Below are 16,822 nucleotides of genomic sequence, written 5' to 3' on the forward strand. Positions count from 1 at the left end.
ATCTGACACCATTCCCCCGGGGGGCCGTCATGCACGGCGACGCGCTCGCGTACGGAAGAAGTGTTGCGATCAGGAGTGGGGTCTCCCCTGCTCGAACGAAGTTGAGAGCTTGGGGAAGGACGGGACCGCGCAGTGCGGGGCTACGAACGCCAGGAGAGCCACCGGGCTGAAGACGACCATCTCTCGCGGTTCGAGGCCGAGATGGACCGGCTGAAGACCGAGCGGGAGAAGGCCGTCCAGCACGCCGAGGACCTCGGTTACCAGGTCGAGGTCTTGCGCGCCAAGCTCCACGAGGCGCGCCGCAATCTGGCGTCCCGTCCTGCCTACGACCAGGCCGACATCGGTTACCAGGCCGACCAGTTGCTGCGGAACGCGCAGGTGCAGGCCGATCAACTGCGTACCGACGCCGAGCGCGAACTGCGCGACGCCCGCGCCCAGACGCAGCGCATCCTCCAGGAGCACGCCGAGCACCAGGCCAGGCTCCAGGCCGAGCTGCACAGCGAGGCGGTGACCCGCCGCCAGCGCCTCGACCAGGAGCTCGCCGAGCGCCGGCAGACCGTCGAGTCGCACGTCAACGAGAACGTGGCGTGGGCCGAGCAGTTGCGCGCCCGGACCGAGGCGCAGGCCCGCAGGCTCATGGACGAGTCGCGCGCCGAGGCCGAGCAGGCCCTGTCCGCCGCGCGTGCCGAGGCGACCCGGCTGGCCGACGAGGCCCGTCAGCGGCTGGGCTCCGAGGCGGAGTCGGCCCGCAGCGAGGCCGACACGATCCTGCGCCGGGCCCGCGCCGAGGCGGAGCGGCTGCTCAACGCCGCGTCCAGCCAGGCGCAGGAGGCCACCTCCCACGCCGAGCAGCTGCGTACGGCCACGACCGCCGAGTCCGACCAGGCCCGGCAGCAGGCCGCCGAGCTCAGCCGTGGCGCCGAGCAGCAGGTACAGGAGGCGGAGCGCGCGCTGCGCGAGGCGCGGACCGAGGCCGAGAAGGTGCTCACGGAGGCGAAGGAGTCCGCCGCCAAGCAGCTCACCTCCGCCGAATCGGTCAACGAGCAGCGCACCCGTACCGCGAAGGCCGAGATCGCCCGGCTGGTCGGTGAGGCCACCAAGGACGCCGAGGCGCTGAAGGCCGAGGCCGAACAGGCCCTGGAGGACGCCCGCGGCAAGGCCGAGCGGATGGTCGCCGAGGCCGGTGACAAGGCCCGTACGGCCGCCGCCGAGGACACCGCTGCCCAGCTGGCCAAGGCCGCCCGTACCGCCGAGGAGGTCCTCACCAAGGCCTCCGAGGACGCCCGGTCGACCACCAGGGCGGCGGCCGAGGAGGCCGAGCGGATCCGCCACGAGGCGGAGGCGGAGGCCGCGCGGCTCAGCGACGAGGCCGCCGAGTCCGCCGAGCAGCTCAAGGGTGCGGCCAAGGACGACACCAAGGAGTACCGCGCCAAGACCGTCGAGCTCCAGGAGGAGGCGCGCAGGCTGCGCGGCGAGGCCGAACAGCTGCGGTCCGACGCGGTCGCCGAGGGCGAGCGGATCCGCGGCGAGGCCCGCCGGGAGGCCGTCCAGCAGATCGAGGAGGCGGCCAGGACCGCCGAGGAGCTGCTGACCAAGGCGCAGGCCGACGCCGACGAGGTCCGGACCGGAGCCGACACCGAGTCCGAGCGGGTACGGACCGAGGCCGTCGAGCGCGCCACGACCCTGCGCAAGCAGGCCGAGGAGACGCTGGAGCGCGCCCGCGCCGAGGCCGAGCGGATGCGTACGGAGGCCGAGGAGCAGGCCGAGGAGAGCCGCGCCCGGTCCGAGGAGGCCGCCCGCGAACTCCGCGAGGAGAACGAACGCGGCATAGAGGCCCGCAGGGCCGACGCCGCCGATGAGCTGACCCGGCTGCACAGCGAGGCCGAGGAGCGGCTGAGCGGCGCCGGGGAGACGCTGACCGAGGCCCGCGCCGAGGCGGAGCGGCTCCGCAAGGAGACCACCGAGGAGGCCGACCGGCTGCGTACGGAGGCCGCCGAGCGGGTCCGCACGCTCCAGGCCCAGGCCGAGCAGGAGGCCGAGCGGCTGCGGGACGAGGCCGCGGCGGACGCCTCGCAGGCGCGCGCCGAGGGCGAGAACATCGCCGTACGGCTGCGCGGCGAGGCCACCGCGGAGGCCGAGCGCCTCAAGTCCGAGGCGCAGGACAGCGCCGACCGGGTGAGGGCCGAGGCAGCGGCAGCGGCCGAGCGGGTCGCCACCGAGGCGCAGGAGGCGCTCGCCGCCGCCCAGGATGAGGCCAACCGGCGTCGCCGGGAGGCCGACGAGACCCTGTCGAACGCCCGGAGCGAGGCGGAGCAGGAGCGGGTCCAGGCCCGCGGCCAGAGCGAGGAGCTGCTGGCTTCCGCCCGGAAGCGGGTGGAGGAGGCGCAGGCCGAGGCCACCCGGCTGGTCGAGGAGGCGGACCGCAGGGCGAGCGAGCTGGTGTCGGCCGCCGAGCAGACCGCTCAGCAGGTACGGGAGTCCGTCGCCGGGCTCCAGGACCAGGCCGAGCAGGAGATCGCCGGGCTGCGTTCGGCCGCCGAGCACGCGGCGGAGCGTACGCGGACGGAGGCGCAGGAGGAGGCGGACCGGGTCCGTTCCGACGCGTACGCCGAGCGGGAGCGCGCGTCCGAGGACGCCGCCCGGATCCGCGGCGTCGCCCAGGAGGAGTCCGAGGCCGCCAAGTCGCTTGCCGAGCGCACCGTCTCGGATGCGATCGCCGAGTCCGACAAGCTGCGTTCCGACACCGCCGAGTACGCCCAGCGGATGCGCACCGAGGCTTCGGACGCGGTGGCGTCCGCCGAGCAGGACGCGGCCCGTTCCCGTGCCGAGGCGCGCGAGGACGCCAACCGCATCCGCTCGGAAGCCGCGGCCCAGGCGGACCGTCTGATCGGCGAGGCTTCGGGCGAGTCGGAGCGGATGCGGGCCGAGGCGGCCGAGACGGTCGGCTCCGCCCAGCAGACCGCCGAGCGGATCAGGGCCGAGGCCGAGCGGGTCGGGGCCGAGGCTGCGGCAGCGGCCGAACAGCTGCGCGCCGAGGCCCAGTCGGAGTCCGACCGGGTGCTCGACGAGGCCCGCGAGACGGCGTCCAAGCGCCGGGCCGACGCGGCTTCGCAGGCCGACCAGTTGATGGCGAAGGCGCAGGAGGAGGCGCTGCGTACCGCCACCGAGGCCGAGGCCCAGGCCGACACGATGGTGGGTGCGGCCCGCCAGGAGGCCGACCGGATCACCGCCGAGGCGACGATCGAGGGCAACAGCCTGGTGGAGCGGTCCCGTACGGACGCCGATGAACTGCTCGTCGGCGCACGCCGGGACGCGACCGCCATAAGGGAACGTTCCGAGGAGCTGCGCGACCGCGTCACGGCCGAGATCGAGGAGCTGCACGAGCGGGCCCGCCGGGAGACCTCCGAGCAGATGAAGTCCGCGGGCGAGCGCGTCGACAATCTGCTGAAGGCCGCCGCCGATCAGCAGTCCGAGGCCGAGGAGAAGGCCAAGGAGCTGGTCGCGGACGCCGAGTCCGAGGCGGCCAAGGTCCGTATCGCGGCCGTCAAGCGCGCCGAGTCGCTCCTCAAGGAGGCCGAGCAGAAGAAGGCCGGCCTGATACGGGAGGCGGAGCAGATCAAGGCGGACGCCACCGCCGAGTCGGACCAGCTCGTCGAGGAAGCCACCCGCGAGCACGATGTGCTGATGCGCCGTCGGGCGGACATCCAGACGGAGATCTCCCGTGTGCAGGACGTACTCGAAGCGCTGGAGTCCTTCGAGGCGCCGACCGGGGGTGGCAAAGCAGCAGGCAGCGGCACCGGAGCGAGCGGTGTCAAGGCAGGTGCGGCAGCAGGCGGAACTCGTTCCGGTGGCAAGCCTTCTGATGGCTAGCCACTCAAAAGGCTGGACATTCTCCAGATCAAACAGGCATCTGCTCGATGACACGCCGCTCAGGCCCCTAGGATTCCCTCTATCACCTCACCGGTCTCATTCGACAGGAACCCCATGAGCGACACTTCCTCCCCATTCGGCTTCGAGCTCGTGCGGCGTGGTTACGACCGCGGTCAGGTGGATGACCGCATTACCAAGCTCGTCGCCGACCGTGACAGCGCTCTGGCACGGATCACCTCTCTGGAAAAGCGCATCGAGGAACTCCACCTCGAGACGCAGAACGCCCAGGCCCAGGTCAGCGACGCGGAGCCGTCGTACGCCGGTCTCGGCGCCCGCGTCGAGAAGATTCTCCGGCTGGCCGAGGAGGAGGCGAAGGACCTCCGTGAGGAGGCCCGTCGCGCGGCCGAGCAGCACCGCGAGCTCGCCGAGTCGGCCGCCCAGCAGGTGCGCAACGACGCCGAGTCGTTCGCCGCCGAGCGGAAGGCCAAGGCCGAGGACGAGGGCGTCCGGATCGTCGAGAAGGCGAAGAACGACGCCTCCACGCTGCGTTCCGAGGCGCAGAAGGACGCGCAGTCCAAGCGCGAGGAGGCCGACGCGCTCTTCGAGGAGACCCGCGCCAAGGCCGCCCAGGCCGCCGCGGACTTCGAGACGAACCTGGCCAAGCGCCGCGAGCAGTCGGAGCGGGACCTGGCGTCGCGTCAGGCCAAGGCCGAGAAGCGTCTGGCCGAGATCGAGCACCGCGCCGAGCAGCTCCGTCTGGAGGCGGAGAAGCTGCGTACGGACGCCGAGCGCCGCGCCCGTCAGACGGTGGAGACCGCTCAGCGCCAGGCCGAGGACATCGTGGCCGACGCGAACGCCAAGGCCGACCGGATCCGCAGCGAATCGGAGCGCGAGCTGGCGGCGCTCACCAACCGCCGCGACTCGATCAACGCCCAGCTGACCAACGTCCGCGAGATGCTGGCCACGCTGACCGGTGCCGCGGTGGCCGCGGCCGGTACGCCGGCCGACGACGAGCCGATCTCCCGTGGGGTCCCGGCTCAGCAGACCCGCTGACCGCGTCCGTACGTCGCCTCTCCCCCGGGGCTGCGTCCGTGCACGTCTGAGGGAATCCGTACACATGGCAAGCCCCCCGTCATTCCGGTGGCGGGGGGCTTGTCGTGCGCCTAGCGTGACCCTCATGCTGGCCCGGCCGGGGCCGCAGGGGCGGCCGGGGGTGACCTTCCCGACACGACGAGGCGGAACGCAGTGATCGAGCTCTCGGGGCTGACCAAACGCTACGGCGAGAAGACGGCCGTCGACCAACTGTCCTTCACGGTGCGGCCGGGCATCGTCACCGGCTTCCTCGGACCGAACGGCGCGGGCAAGTCCACCACGATGCGGATGGTCCTCGGCCTGGACAACCCGACGGCGGGGGACGTCCGGATCGACGGGAAGCACTACGCGGAGCTCAAGGACCCACTGAAGTACATCGGCGCCTTGCTCGACGCCAAGGCCATGCACGGCGGGCGCACCGCGTACAACCATCTGCTCTGTCTCGCGCAGAGCAACGGCATCCCGACGTCCCGCGTCGGCGAAGTGCTGGAGACCGTCGGCCTCGCCGCGGTGGCGAGGAAGCGCGCCAAGGGCTTCTCGCTCGGCATGGGCCAGCGGCTCGGCATCGCGGGGGCGCTGCTCGGGGATCCCGAGATCCTGATGTTCGACGAGCCGGTGAACGGCCTCGACCCCGAGGGCATCCACTGGATCCGCAATCTGATGAAGTCGCTCGCCGCGCAGGGCCGCACGATCTTCGTCTCCTCCCACCTGATGAGCGAGATGGCCCTCACCGCGGACCATCTGGTCGTCATCGGCCAGGGGCGGCTGATGGCCGACACCTCCATGGCCGACTTCATCGCGGAGAACTCCCGGTCGTACGTACGGCTGCGCTCCCCGCAGCAGGAACGGCTGCTGGACGTCCTGCACGACGCCGGGCACACGGCGGTCACGGCGGGCAACGGCTCCGTGGAAGTGGACGGAGCCACCGCGGCCGAGATCGGTGAACTGGCCGCGCGACACCAGCTCGTCCTGCACGAACTGAGTCCCCAGCAGGCTTCACTCGAAGAGGCGTTCATGCAGCTCACCGCGGAATCGGTGGAGTACCACGCACACGACGGCATGACTCCGGATCAGTCGCAGCAGTCGTCGCAGCAACCACCGGCACCGCAGGGGCCCCAGTGGGGCGACCAGCAGAGGGGGGCCTGACCATGGCAGCCGCCCAGGTGGTGAAGTCGGAGTGGACCAAGATCCGGTCCGTGCAGTCGACGGTGTGGACCCTGGCACTCGCGCTGGTGGTGACCGTCGCGTTCGGGGCGCTGATCAGCCTGGTGTCCAAGAACGAGTTCAGCAAGATGAACCAAGGGGACCAGCTGACCTTCGACCCGACGGCCGTGAGTTTCGTCGGCATCGGGCTGGGACAGCTGGCGCTGATCGTCTTCGGGGTGCTCGTGGTGTCCAACGAGTACAGCACCGGAATGATCAGGACCTCGCTGGCGGCCGTTCCGCAGCGCGGCACCTTCTACTTCAGCAAGCTCGCCGTGGCCACGGCGCTCGCCTTCGTCATCGCTCTGCTGACGAGTTTCGCCTCCTACTTCCTCGGCCAGGCGCTGCTCGGCGATCACCGTTCGCACATCGGTGACCCGGGTGTCCTGCGCGCGGTGATCGGCGCGGCGCTCTACATGACGCTGATCGCGCTCTTCTCGATGGGCGCCGCGTCGATGCTGCGCAGCCCGATGCTGTCGCTCGGCATCCTGATGCCGTTCTTCTTCCTGGTCTCCAACATCCTGGGGAGCGTCTCCGCCACCAAGAAGTACGGTCAGTACCTTCCTGACCAGGCAGGACGCAAGATCACGCAGGTGGTGTTCACCAATAACGACGCCTCGTACGGTCCCTGGGCCGGGCTCGGGATCATGGCCCTGTGGGTGATCGCCGCGGTGATCGGCGGCTACGCGCTGCTCAAGAAGCGGGACGCCTAGACCGGGACGCCTGGACCGTGTTCTGAAAGCCCCGCGGGCGGCTGCGAAAGATCACGCTTGGCCGGAACCGTCAAGGCCTGGATATCCTCCTCACTCATACGGGGGCGTTTGGCCGGAGACGGCCAGGCCCCGACGCCACGAGGACGTCGATGGGGCTGGAGAATGATCGAGGCAGTCGGCCTGACGAAGCGCTACGGTGCCAAGACAGCCGTGTACAACCTTTCCTTCCAGGTACGGCCGGGTACCGTGACGGGCTTCCTGGGGCCCAACGGATCCGGCAAGTCGACGACCATGCGCATGATCCTGGGGCTCGACCAGCCCACCTCCGGCCATGTCACGATCGGCGGCCACCCCTTCCGTGAACTGCCGAACGCCCCCCGGCAGGTCGGTGCGCTGCTCGACGCCAAGGCCGTGCACGGCGGGCGCAGCGCCCGCAGTCATCTGCTCTCGCTGGCGCAGCTCTCCGGGATCCCGGCGAGCCGGGTCGACGAGGTCCTGGGGGTGGTCGGCCTCCAGGATGTGGCCCGAAAGCGCTCCAAGGGCTTCTCGCTCGGCATGGGCCAGCGGCTCGGCATCGCCGCCGCGCTGCTCGGCGACCCGCAGGTGCTGCTCTTCGACGAGCCGGTCAACGGGCTCGACCCCGAGGGCATCCTGTGGGTCCGCAACCTCATGAAGTCCCTTGCGGCAGAGGGCCGTACGGTCTTCGTCTCGTCCCACCTGATGAGCGAGATGGCCCTCACCGCGGACCATCTGATCGTGATCGGCCGGGGGCAGCTGCTCTCGGACATGAGCGTCACGGACTTCATCTCGCACAACTCGGCGGACTTCGCCCGGGTGCGTACGCCCGAGGTCCCGCAGCGCGAGAAGCTGACCGCCGCGCTCACCGAGGCCGGCGGGCAGGTCATGCCGGAGCAGGACGGCGCGCTGCGGGTGACCGGGCTGCCGCTGCCGCGGATCAGCGACCTGGCGCACGACGCGGACGTACGGCTGTGGGAACTCTCCCCGCACCAGGCCTCGCTGGAGGAGGCGTACATGCGGATGACGCAGGGCGCCGTCGACTACCGCTCCACCGCGGACCAGCTCTCCGGTTTCCAGCAGCCCGGACACCCGGCGGCCGGACCGCCGGAGATGCCGCAGCAGGGCTGGTACGCCCCGCCGCCGCCCGGTCAGAACCCGTACGCCGCTCCCCCGGCCCCGGCGGCGCCCGCGGCGCCGCCCACAGCGCCCCCTGCCGCGGCTCCCGCGCCCGCTCCGGCCCCGAAGGACCTCCGATGACGATCCCCGCCCCCGCGCCGTACCAGCAGCCGCAGCAGGCCGGGCACTACGTCTCCCCCATCCCGGTGACCGACGCGCATCTCGGTCATGCCGTCGCGTCCGAGTGGACGAAGATCAGGTCGGTGCGCTCCACGATGTGGACGCTCGGCGTGATGTTCGTGCTGGTCTTCGGCATCGGGCTGCTGGCCGCGGTCGCCGTCCGGTCGAGCAGTGCCCCGATGAACAACACCCCGGTGCTCAGCATGGGCTTCTTCGGAGTCCTGCTCGGCTCCATGTGCGTGATCACGCTCGGGGTCCTGACGGTGGCCTCCGAGTACGGCACCGGAATGATCCGTACGACCCTGACCGCCTGCCCGAGCCGGGGGCGGGTGCTCACCGCGAAGGGCATCGTCTTCTTCCTGCTGTCCTTCGTGATCCTGCTGGTGACGACCACGCTGGTCGCGGTGATCCAGTACGCGCTGCTGAACGGGACGAGCAACTCGGCGCCGAGCGGCGGCGACTGGTTCCGCGCCACCGTGGGCGTCAGCCTCTACGTCGCACTGCTCGGGCTGCTGGCACTCGCTGTCGGCTCGCTGATCCGCCACTCCGCCGGCGCGATCACGGTCATGCTGGGACTGCTGCTGCTCCCGCTGGTACTGGCGCTGTTCATGTTCTCGGATTCCCTGGCGACCCTGCGCGAGAAGCTCTTCGAGTACTCGATCCCCAACCAGCTCAGCGCGTTCTACGACACCTCGGTCGCAAACTCGGGTCCTTCGGGCTGGGAGCCGCTGTGGATCCTGCTCGGGGTGACGGCTGTCGTGTACGGGGCGGCGCTCGCCGTGCTCAACCAGCGCGACGTCTGACCGCGGCCCGGAACGTCCGGCCGCCGGGCCGGTCAGTACCTGGGAGCGTTACGGGACCGCTGCACCCGCGAGGTGCGGCGGTCCTTCGCGTTCCAGCAGGCCTTGTGCCAGTGTCTGCGGTCCTCGACCCCGCCGTACTCGGGCCAGGCCACCACGTGCGGCACCCCGGAGGGGATCTCCTGGTCGCAGCCGGGGCAGCGGTAGCGCTTGCCCTGCGCGCTCGCGCCACTGACCATGCGGACCGACCACTCCTCGCCCTGCCAGGACTCGGTGGACTGCAGCCCGAAGCGGTCGGATCCCCCACCCCCGCTCACGGGCTCGCTCGGCTTCTCGCCCCCACGGGGACGGTTGCGGCGCGGGGACACGTAACACCTCACGGGGCAGACCGGACAGTTTCTCGGTTCTCCAGCCTACGGGCAGCGGAAAGGGACACCGGTCGTCCTCACCGTGAGAACGTGAAACCCCTGGGCCAGTGCTTACCGGAAAATCACAACAACTTTGCGAGCGGCCGTGCCTTTGGCACGTGTCAGGCGTTGTTGCCGGGTAAGGGGAGAGTCGCGTCGGCCGCAAGGAGGCAGAAGGCGATGCGTGTTGGGGCATTTGTACTGGCAGCCCAGTTTCCGGGGCAGGGCCAGGAAGAGGCACTGCACCGCGCGGTGCGATCCGCGGAGGTCGCCGAGGAATCCGGGCTCGATTCGGTCTGGCTGGCCGAACACCACTTCGTGCCGTACGGGGTGTGTCCGTCGGCGGTGACGCTGGCCGCACTGGTCCTCGGCCGCACCCGGCGGATCCGGGTGGGTACGGCGGTGAGCGTGCTGCCGACCACCCATCCCGTCGCACTCGGCGAACAGGCGGCACTGCTGCACGTCGCCTCCGGGGGCCGGTTCAGCCTCGGCGTGGGGCGCGGCGGGCCGTGGGTCGACCTGGAGGTGTTCGGCGCGGGCCTGGAGGCGTACGAGAGCGGCTTCCCGGAGTCGCTGGATCTGCTGCTGCGGTGGCTGCGCGAGGCCCGGGTCTCGGCGGACGGAAGCCGCTTCCGCTTCCGTGAAGTCCCGGTCGTACCAAGGCCGGATGAGCTGAGCTGCGGTGAGGTGCCGGGGCCGGAGGTCATCGTGGCCTGCACCTCACCGGCCAGTGTCCGGCTCGCCGCGGAGCGCGGGCTGCCGATGCTCCTCGGGATGCACTCGGACGACGAGCAGAAGGCCGAAATGATCGCGCTGTGGCGCAGCCACGCACGGGCGGCCGGGCTGTCGCCCGAGGTGATCGCGGACGCCGGACATGTGGCGGCCGGGGTGGCGCAGATCGCGGACCGCCGGGCCGAGGCCACCGAGACGCTGGTCAAGGCGATGCCGGGCTGGCTCAAGCAGGGGCTGGACGCGCATGTGACCGTCGACGGCAGGCACCGGGTCATGCGGGACCCCGTCGCGTACACGGAGATGCTCTGCGGCATCCACCCGGTGGGCCCTCCCCGCCTGGCTGCCGACCGGCTCGCGGCCACTGCGGAGAGGACCGGCATCACACGGTTCGCGATGCTGGTGGAGGGTTCGGGCGATGTCGCGGCCACCGAGGAGAACGTACGGCTCATCGGGGCCGAAGTCCTGCCGCAGCTCTGTTAGTTCGGCCGGCTCGGGGAATCGGGGCGCTGCCCCTCCGCATCCGTGGAACGGTCCGGATGCGGAGCGGCAGCACAAAGGTGTCAGCAGTCCCGAAGCTCGGGAGACTGGTTGAGCAGCTGGCCCCGGACCGAGGTGAAGCGGCTGAGCCGCTCGTCGACCGAGGAATCCAGCGGGAAGACCGCCACGCGATGGCAGTTCTGGAATGCCAGACGCACTCCGAAATGCCGCTGCAGCGACCCTCGAATGGCATCACTTGCGAGTGCGCGCAGCAGTTGGCCGCGTGCCTGCTCATTGGGGGGAGGCGTCTGGTTGTCGGCGAACTCGCCGCCGTCGACCTTCAGCTGGGCCACCAGAGAGCTGATCATCTCCCATGCGTAGGGCAGGGAGGTCCGGACGCAGTCGATGAAGTCGGCTTCATCGACCTCGCCTCGCTCGGCCTGTTCGAGTAGGGCCGGTGAGACGTCGAGCGACATGGGTTCTCCTCTCGCGACCCCGGCGGGCGGGGTCTTACGGGCAGGGAAAGGAGGACGGCGACGCAGAGTACACGCGCGACGACCTCCTGCATCCACGGTATGCGCGCCACCCCGCCCGCACCAGAAGAATGGGCACACAACCGGCCAATAACGAAGGGGGTTGTTCAGGGCGAATCGCGTACAACCACTGATGTCGAGTAGCGTTGCCGACCATGCGTCTCGTCATCGCCCGCTGCTCCGTCGACTACGCGGGCCGCCTCACCGCCCATCTGCCCTCAGCTCCGCGCCTGATCCTGGTCAAGGCCGACGGAAGCGTCTCGATCCATGCGGACGACCGGGCGTACAAGCCCCTCAACTGGATGTCCCCGCCCTGCACGGTGAAGGAGGGTGCGGGGGACGACGCCGGTGTGTGGACGGTCGTGAACAAGGCGGGCGAGAAGCTCATCATCACGATGGAGGAAGTCCTCCACGACTCCTCGCACGAGCTCGGGGTCGACCCCGGGCTCATCAAGGACGGGGTGGAGGCGCACCTCCAGGAACTCCTCGCGGACCGCATCGAAATCCTCGGCGAGGGCTACACGCTGATTCGGCGTGAATACATGACGGCGATCGGCCCCGTGGACATCCTCTGCCGCGACGCGGACGGCGCGACGGTGGCCGTCGAGCTCAAGAGGCGCGGCGACATCGACGGGGTGGAGCAGCTCACCCGTTACCTGGAACTGCTGAACCGGGACCCCCATCTGGCCCCGGTGAAGGGCGTGTTCGCGGCGCAGGAGATCAAGCCGCAGGCACGGGTGCTGGCCACGGACCGCGGGATCGGCTGTGTGGTGCTCGACTACGACGCGATGCGGGGCATCGAGGACGACAAACTCCGGCTGTTCTAGAGGCTGCCGGAGGCCGTCCTCCAGGGGCCGTCGAGAAAGTAGCGCGGTACGGGGAAGGGGCCCCGGTTCCGCAGGACGTCGGAGTCCTGCGGAACCGGGGCCCCTTTTGCTTCTGCTCCTGCTTTTGCTTCTGCTTCTGCTTCTGCTTCTGCTTCTGCTTCTGCTTCCGCTGCGTTCTGCCGCGGTGCGGTCAGCTCGACGCGGAGTCGCCCGGGACCGGACCCGTGGAGGTGGCGGCGAGGTCGGCCACCGGGGCGCTGTTGCTGTTCCCGGCCGTCCCGCCCTGTGACGCACCCGTCGACCCGCCGTCGGACGACGTGCCGCCGGTGTCGGTCGGATCGCCGCTCGGGCTGCCCGAGGTGCCACCGGTGTCGGTCGGGTCGCCGCTCGGGCTGCCGGACGTACCGCCGGTGCTCGTCGGACCGCCGCTCGGTGACGAGGGCTTGCCCCCGCCGGGGGTGGAGGGCTTCCCGCCGCCCGGCGTCGACGGCTTGCCGCCCGGTGTGGACGGCCCGTCCCCGGGTGAGGACGGGGTGTCCCCCGGCGACGACGCGCCGTCGGACGGGGTGGCGCTCGTACTGGGCTGTGCGCTGCCGCTGGCGCTGGGAGAGCCCGGGGCCGAGGGGGTGTCCGTCCCGCCGCCGGATGCCGGGGAGCCGCCCGTGGTGGTGTCCGTGGGCTCGTCGGCGGCCGTTCCGTCCTTGCCGGAGTCCTCGTCGACGGACTGTCCAGGCCGGGTGGTGCCGTTGTCCGGGTCGCTGTGGCCCGTCGCGCCCAGCGTCACCACGGTGCCGAGCACCCCGGCGAGCAGGACGCCCGCCCCGGCCGCGACCAGGTTGCGCCGGGCACCGCGCACGACCGTACGGCGCTTCCCGGGCGGGGTGGCTCCGGCGAGCTTCACCTGCGGGGTGATCAACGTGGCGTTCTCGTCCGCCGGTCCGGACGGCGACACCAGCGTGCCCTCCGCAGGGGTACCGCCGGTCGGCAGGTACGGCCTGGCGTATCCGGCTGCCGGGGTCTCCTCGCCGGCCGGAGCGCCGCCGGGCAGCCCCTGCGCCCCGGACCCACCGGACACTCCGGACACGCCGGGTACGAAGCCGCCGAGCGACGCGGCTCCGGTGCGGTCGGCGATCAGCGCGAGTGCCCTGCGCCCGGCGACCGTGCCCGCCTTGTCGGCCAGCGCACCGCGCATCGCGATGGACGCCTCCAGCTCGGCGCGAGCCCGGTCCACCTGCCCCGTGCAGAGCGCGAGAACGCCCAACTCATGGTGGAAATAGGCCTCTTCGGCGACCTCGCCGGAGAGCCTGGCCGCCTCCTGGCCGGTCCGCAGGGCGCGCTCCCAGGCACTCCAGTGCAGTCCGGCGGCGAACGCGGGCGCGGCGCTGCGGGCCAGCAGCACGGCGGCGCTGGGGTGTCCGGCCTCCGAGCCCGGTACGAGCGCGCTCATCGCCGCGAGTACGGCGTCGGCCTCCGCGACGGCCCGCTCGGGCCCCACCGAAGGGTGTCCGGCCCACCAGGCGTAGTGCTGGGCGACGGTCTGCGCCTGCCCCGCGCTCTCGTCGCCGTACCCCCCGGCCTCCAGCTGCTGTACGACACCGGCGGCCAGCCGGTAGTGCGATCCGGCCGGGGAGAGCAGACCGGACCGGGCCAGCTCGCCCAGGGCCGCGTCGGCGTGGGTGTCGCCCACCAGCGCCGGAAGGTGCGCCTGGTGCGGTACCTCACCGCCGAGCGCCACGGCGAAGCCCAGGGTGACACGCGCCGATTCGCTCAGCCCGTCGGCGAGCAGGGTCGCGGGAGCCGCACCCTCGCCGAGGGTGGGCAGGGGTATCTCCGGGGTGTCGTCCGGCCGGACACCGGCCGGGGCCGTGTCGGACGGCCGCCCCGGGAAGGAGCCGTACCCGTCGAGGGCTTCGAGGCCCTCGGGGTCCGCGCGCAGCAGATCACGCCGGCGCAGCAGCGCCCCCGCCTGTACGAAGCGCAGCGGCAGCCCCTCCGACTCGAACCACAGGTCGCCCGCCCAGTTGGCCTCCTCGTCGGTGAGCGGCCGTCCCACGGCGCGCCCCAGGAGGTCGAGCGAGGCACTGCGGCCGAGGCCGCCGAGGAGGACCTCCTCGACGTGCGACTCGACGAGCGGGCCGGGCACATCGGGGGTCGCCGCGAGCAGGAAGGCGCACTCGGGGGTGGCGTCGAGAAGTTCCTCCAGCGCGGCCCCGCCGAACTCCAGGTCGTCGAGGACGACGATCGCGCCGATCCCCCGGACCAGTGCGAGCAGTTCGGTGCGGTCGGGCCGGTGCAGCGGGGCGTGGTGAACGGCGGCGAAGAGGCTGTAGAGCAGGTCGGCCGGGGTGCGGTGGTAGCCGGAGAGCCGGATCACCCCGTCGGGCGCGAATCCGGTGCACTCGCGGGCGACGGCGTCGAGCAGCGACGTACGGCCCGAACCGGCGGTCCCTGTGAGGCGTACGGAACGTCCGCGGGCCAGCAGCCCTACCAGCTGCTCCTGTTCCTCCTGCCGCTCCAGCAGCGGAAGTTCGGGGCCGGCGGGTCCCGGCGGTACGGGCGGTCCCGCGGCCCGCGCGAGGTCGGCGCACTCCTCGGCGGTGCGCCGTCGCGGAGCGTCGGGGTGCTCCCCCGGCGGGCAGTGTTCGATCTCACTGCCGTCGACGGGGTTCACGGTGACCAGGAAGTCACCGGTGACGAGCTGGACGGTGCGCGCACGGGCAGGCGCCTGCGTGAGGTCCGGGACCGACCCGTCCCGCGGCGGCCGTGCCGCGCCGGGGCCGCCGCCCCGCGTACCGTAACGGTCGGATTCCTGGCCGTACTCTTCCGGTCCCCGGTTCATCGGGTCCATGGTGAAAGCCCCCCAGATGGCGTCGTGCGCGGTTGCCCTCCCGGCCTCGCACGCCACGCTGTCGCTTCTGGTCCGGTGCCTACCGCACGGGTTCGTCAATCAGCAGGCGACCGAACCCTAGACCGTGGGCCAGTATCCCTGACCACTCGGGGTGCCGGGCCGCCCCGGACGTCCCGGCTTCGTGAGGATTGCGCGAGGGAGTCCCCTTCACGCACTCGCCCCACCTTCGTCACACGCGCGGCAGCGATTCCGCGGCGATTCCACCCTCGATGGCCAGAATGCGGTGCAGCCGGGTCGCGACGAGGAGGCGCTGCATCTGCGGAGGCACCCCCCGGAGCACCAGCCGCCTGCCGCATCTGCCGGCCCGCCGGTGGGCGCCCATGATCACGCCCAGTCCGGTGGCGTCCCAGGAATCGAGCTCGGTCAGGTCCAGCACCAGATCGCCGACTCCGTCGTCGACCGCCGCGTGCAGGACCGTACGGGCGTCCGCCGCGCTGCGGACGTCGAGGCGGCCCCCGACGACCAGCTCGGCGTGGTCGCCCCTGATATGCATATGTGCTCCCCGAGAGTTCTCGGACTTCGTCACGTCTTTCACGTCTGTCACTGAACTGACTGCCCCGTCGGCACAGAAGTTGCCGTCCGTAAGCGAACCGATACCGAATTCACCCATGCGGGCGATCACCGAACAGTCTGTGCGGTTCAGTGCTTGTAGAACCCCTGCCCGCTCTTCCGCCCGATGTCACCCGCGTCGACCATTCGGCGCATCAGCTCGGGCGGTGCGAACTTCTCGTCCTGGGATTCCGTGTAGATATTGCTCGTCGCGTGCAGCAGGATGTCGACGCCCGTGAGATCCGCGGTGGCCAGGGGCCCCATGGCGTGCCCGAACCCCAGCTTGCAGGCGACGTCGATGTCCTCGGCGCTGGCCACGCCCGACTCGTACAGTTTGGCAGCCTCGACCACGAGGGCCGAGATGAGCCGGGTGGTGACGAAGCCCGCCACATCGCGGTTGACGACAATACAGGTCTTGCCGACCGACTCGGCGAACTCCCGTGCGGTGGCGAGGGTTTCGTCGCTCGTCTTGTAGCCGCGGACCAGTTCGCACAGCTGCATCATGGGAACCGGCGAGAAGAAGTGCGTACCGACGACCCGCTCCGGACGCTCCGTCACCGCCGCGATCTTGGTGATCGGGATGGCGGAGGTGTTGGAGGCGAGAACGGTGTCCTCCCGTACGAGCTTGTCCAGCGCCCGGAAGATCTCGTGCTTGACTTCGAGCTTCTCGAAGACCGCCTCGACGACGACATCCGCGTCGGCGACCGCGTCCAGATCGGTCGTCGTGGTGATGCGCGCGAGAGCCGCGTCGGCGTCGGCCTCCTCCAGCTTCCCCTTGGCGACGAATCGTGCGTACGAAGCCTTGATGGAATCGGTCCCCCGAGTCACCGCCGCATCGGTGACATCACGCAGAACGACGTCCCAACCCGCCTGGGCCGAGACCTGCGCAATTCCGGAACCCATGAGTCCGGCTCCGACGACAGCGAGCTTCCTGGCCAATTGGCACCCCTTAGACGGCTTCATACGAACGGCTCTGGGGCGGAGGCTATAGGCCCTGGGGCCCCTTGTGGTGGCGAAGAGATGCGCGTCACGTCTCAAATGACGGACATCACACCGCGGCGGCCCATCAGGCCTCACGCACCGCATAGTTGAGCACTTTTTCGCTCAGCAGTTCCTCCATCTCGTCGAGGAGGCCGAGCGCCTCACGTGACACCTCGTCGAGGCTCCGGCCCGCGATCGCCTCACGGCTGATGAAGCCGATCGCGCTGGGGCCGGCCTGGCTGAACGTCCTCTCCCACTTCGTCCCGTTCCGGTACCTCGTCGACGCGGTACGCAGTGCCTACCTCGGTCACTACGCGACAGAGCAGATGCGGTACGGAGTCCTGGTCGCCCTCGGTTTCGCGGCGCTCTCGGTGACAGTCGGCACACGTGTCTTCCGCAGGGCCGGAGCATAACTA

13 protein-coding genes and 2 pseudogenes are annotated in these 16,822 nt (G+C 70.9%); 9 read left to right on the top strand and 6 right to left on the bottom strand.

What is annotated here, in order from left to right:
- The first annotated feature begins 132 nt into the window (after nucleotides 1–132).
- From scy to NBY69_RS01750, 6 genes are all read left to right on the top strand, one after another.
- On the top strand, nucleotides 133–3,870 hold the full coding sequence (gene scy, locus NBY69_RS01725; protein ID WP_250297784.1) for a polarized growth protein Scy: 3,738 nt from the start codon (nucleotides 133–135) through the stop codon (nucleotides 3,868–3,870).
- A gap of 114 nt (nucleotides 3,871–3,984) precedes the next feature.
- Nucleotides 3,985–4,923 (top strand): cellulose-binding protein, encoded by a 939-nt coding sequence (locus NBY69_RS01730; protein ID WP_250297785.1) that lies wholly within the window; start codon nucleotides 3,985–3,987, stop codon nucleotides 4,921–4,923.
- Nucleotides 4,924–5,115: 192 nt separating this feature from the next.
- Nucleotides 5,116–6,108 (top strand): ABC transporter ATP-binding protein, encoded by a 993-nt coding sequence (locus NBY69_RS01735; RefSeq protein ID WP_250297786.1) that lies wholly within the window; start codon nucleotides 5,116–5,118, stop codon nucleotides 6,106–6,108.
- A 2-nt stretch (nucleotides 6,109–6,110) separates the two neighbouring features.
- Nucleotides 6,111–6,878 carry an ABC transporter permease gene (locus tag NBY69_RS01740; protein ID WP_250297787.1) on the top strand — a complete coding sequence of 256 codons (768 nt, stop codon included), beginning with the start codon at nucleotides 6,111–6,113 and terminating at the stop codon, nucleotides 6,876–6,878.
- 162 nt (nucleotides 6,879–7,040) lie between these two features.
- Nucleotides 7,041–8,153: an ATP-binding cassette domain-containing protein gene (locus NBY69_RS01745; protein ID WP_250297788.1), complete on the top strand. Its 1,113-nt coding sequence runs from the start codon at nucleotides 7,041–7,043 to the stop codon at nucleotides 8,151–8,153.
- A complete protein-coding gene (locus tag NBY69_RS01750) occupies nucleotides 8,150–8,995 on the top strand; it encodes an ABC transporter permease subunit (RefSeq protein WP_250297789.1) in 846 nt (281 codons plus the stop codon). The genes NBY69_RS01745 and NBY69_RS01750 overlap by 4 nt, the downstream gene beginning before the upstream one ends.
- Nucleotides 8,996–9,027: 32 nt before the next feature.
- Here NBY69_RS01750 and NBY69_RS01755 read toward each other — a convergent pair whose 3' ends face one another.
- A complete protein-coding gene (locus tag NBY69_RS01755) occupies nucleotides 9,028–9,360 on the bottom strand; it encodes an ATP/GTP-binding protein (protein WP_250297791.1) in 333 nt (110 codons plus the stop codon).
- Nucleotides 9,361–9,579: 219 nt separating this feature from the next.
- Between NBY69_RS01755 and NBY69_RS01760 the strand changes: the two genes are divergently transcribed.
- On the top strand, nucleotides 9,580–10,611 hold the full coding sequence (locus tag NBY69_RS01760; RefSeq protein ID WP_250297792.1) for an LLM class flavin-dependent oxidoreductase: 1,032 nt from the start codon (nucleotides 9,580–9,582) through the stop codon (nucleotides 10,609–10,611).
- Between the two features lie 80 nt (nucleotides 10,612–10,691).
- Here the strand turns inward: NBY69_RS01760 and NBY69_RS01765 are convergent, their stop codons facing one another.
- Entirely contained in the window at nucleotides 10,692–11,084 is a 393-nt protein-coding gene (locus tag NBY69_RS01765) for an SCO5389 family protein (protein ID WP_250297793.1), read from the bottom strand.
- A gap of 212 nt (nucleotides 11,085–11,296) precedes the next feature.
- Between NBY69_RS01765 and nucS the strand changes: the two genes are divergently transcribed.
- A complete protein-coding gene (nucS, locus tag NBY69_RS01770) occupies nucleotides 11,297–11,968 on the top strand; it encodes an endonuclease NucS (RefSeq protein ID WP_250297794.1) in 672 nt (223 codons plus the stop codon).
- A gap of 190 nt (nucleotides 11,969–12,158) precedes the next feature.
- On the opposite strand, the gene NBY69_RS01775 is transcribed toward nucS, so the two are convergent.
- The 4 genes and pseudogenes from NBY69_RS01775 to NBY69_RS01790 all read right to left on the bottom strand — a co-directional run.
- Entirely contained in the window at nucleotides 12,159–14,816 is a 2,658-nt protein-coding gene (locus NBY69_RS01775) for an ATP-binding protein (protein ID WP_250297795.1), read from the bottom strand.
- Between the two features lie 229 nt (nucleotides 14,817–15,045).
- The gene (locus tag NBY69_RS01780; RefSeq protein WP_225014396.1) at nucleotides 15,046–15,369 is read right to left on the bottom strand and encodes an STAS domain-containing protein; all 324 of its coding nucleotides are present in this window, start codon (nucleotides 15,367–15,369) and stop codon (nucleotides 15,046–15,048) included.
- A 146-nt stretch (nucleotides 15,370–15,515) separates the two neighbouring features.
- Nucleotides 15,516–16,364 (bottom strand): 3-hydroxyacyl-CoA dehydrogenase family protein, encoded by an 849-nt coding sequence (locus NBY69_RS01785; RefSeq protein WP_250297796.1) that lies wholly within the window; start codon nucleotides 16,362–16,364, stop codon nucleotides 15,516–15,518.
- Nucleotides 16,365–16,491: 127 nt separating this feature from the next.
- Nucleotides 16,492–16,617: pseudogene (locus tag NBY69_RS01790) on the bottom strand (TetR/AcrR family transcriptional regulator); the annotation flags it as partial.
- Here NBY69_RS01790 and NBY69_RS01795 point away from each other — a divergent pair.
- Nucleotides 16,607–16,819 (top strand): annotated as a pseudogene (locus NBY69_RS01795) (ABC transporter permease); the annotation flags it as partial. The pseudogenes NBY69_RS01790 and NBY69_RS01795 overlap by 11 nt on opposite strands.
- Between the last annotated feature and the right edge of the window lie 3 nt (nucleotides 16,820–16,822).

This window comes from Streptomyces sp. A 4/2, assembly GCF_940670765.1.
Lineage (GTDB): Bacteria > Actinomycetota > Actinomycetes > Streptomycetales > Streptomycetaceae > Streptomyces.

What these genes read in the sequence shown, in the direction of transcription:
- NBY69_RS01750 (WP_250297789.1), top strand. Translation starts at nt 8,150, where the DNA reads ATGACGATCCCCGCCCCCGCGCCGTACCAGCAGCCGCAGCAGGCCGGG.
- nucS (WP_250297794.1), top strand. Translation starts at nt 11,297, where the DNA reads ATGCGTCTCGTCATCGCCCGCTGCTCCGTCGACTACGCGGGCCGCCTC.
- NBY69_RS01780 (WP_225014396.1), bottom strand. Translation starts at nt 15,369, where the DNA reads ATGCATATCAGGGGCGACCACGCCGAGCTGGTCGTCGGGGGCCGCCTC.
- NBY69_RS01730 (WP_250297785.1), top strand. Translation starts at nt 3,985, where the DNA reads ATGAGCGACACTTCCTCCCCATTCGGCTTCGAGCTCGTGCGGCGTGGT.
- NBY69_RS01775 (WP_250297795.1), bottom strand. Translation starts at nt 14,816, where the DNA reads ATGGACCCGATGAACCGGGGACCGGAAGAGTACGGCCAGGAATCCGAC.
- NBY69_RS01760 (WP_250297792.1), top strand. Translation starts at nt 9,580, where the DNA reads ATGCGTGTTGGGGCATTTGTACTGGCAGCCCAGTTTCCGGGGCAGGGC.
- NBY69_RS01740 (WP_250297787.1), top strand. Translation starts at nt 6,111, where the DNA reads ATGGCAGCCGCCCAGGTGGTGAAGTCGGAGTGGACCAAGATCCGGTCC.
- NBY69_RS01745 (WP_250297788.1), top strand. Translation starts at nt 7,041, where the DNA reads ATGATCGAGGCAGTCGGCCTGACGAAGCGCTACGGTGCCAAGACAGCC.
- NBY69_RS01765 (WP_250297793.1), bottom strand. Translation starts at nt 11,084, where the DNA reads ATGTCGCTCGACGTCTCACCGGCCCTACTCGAACAGGCCGAGCGAGGC.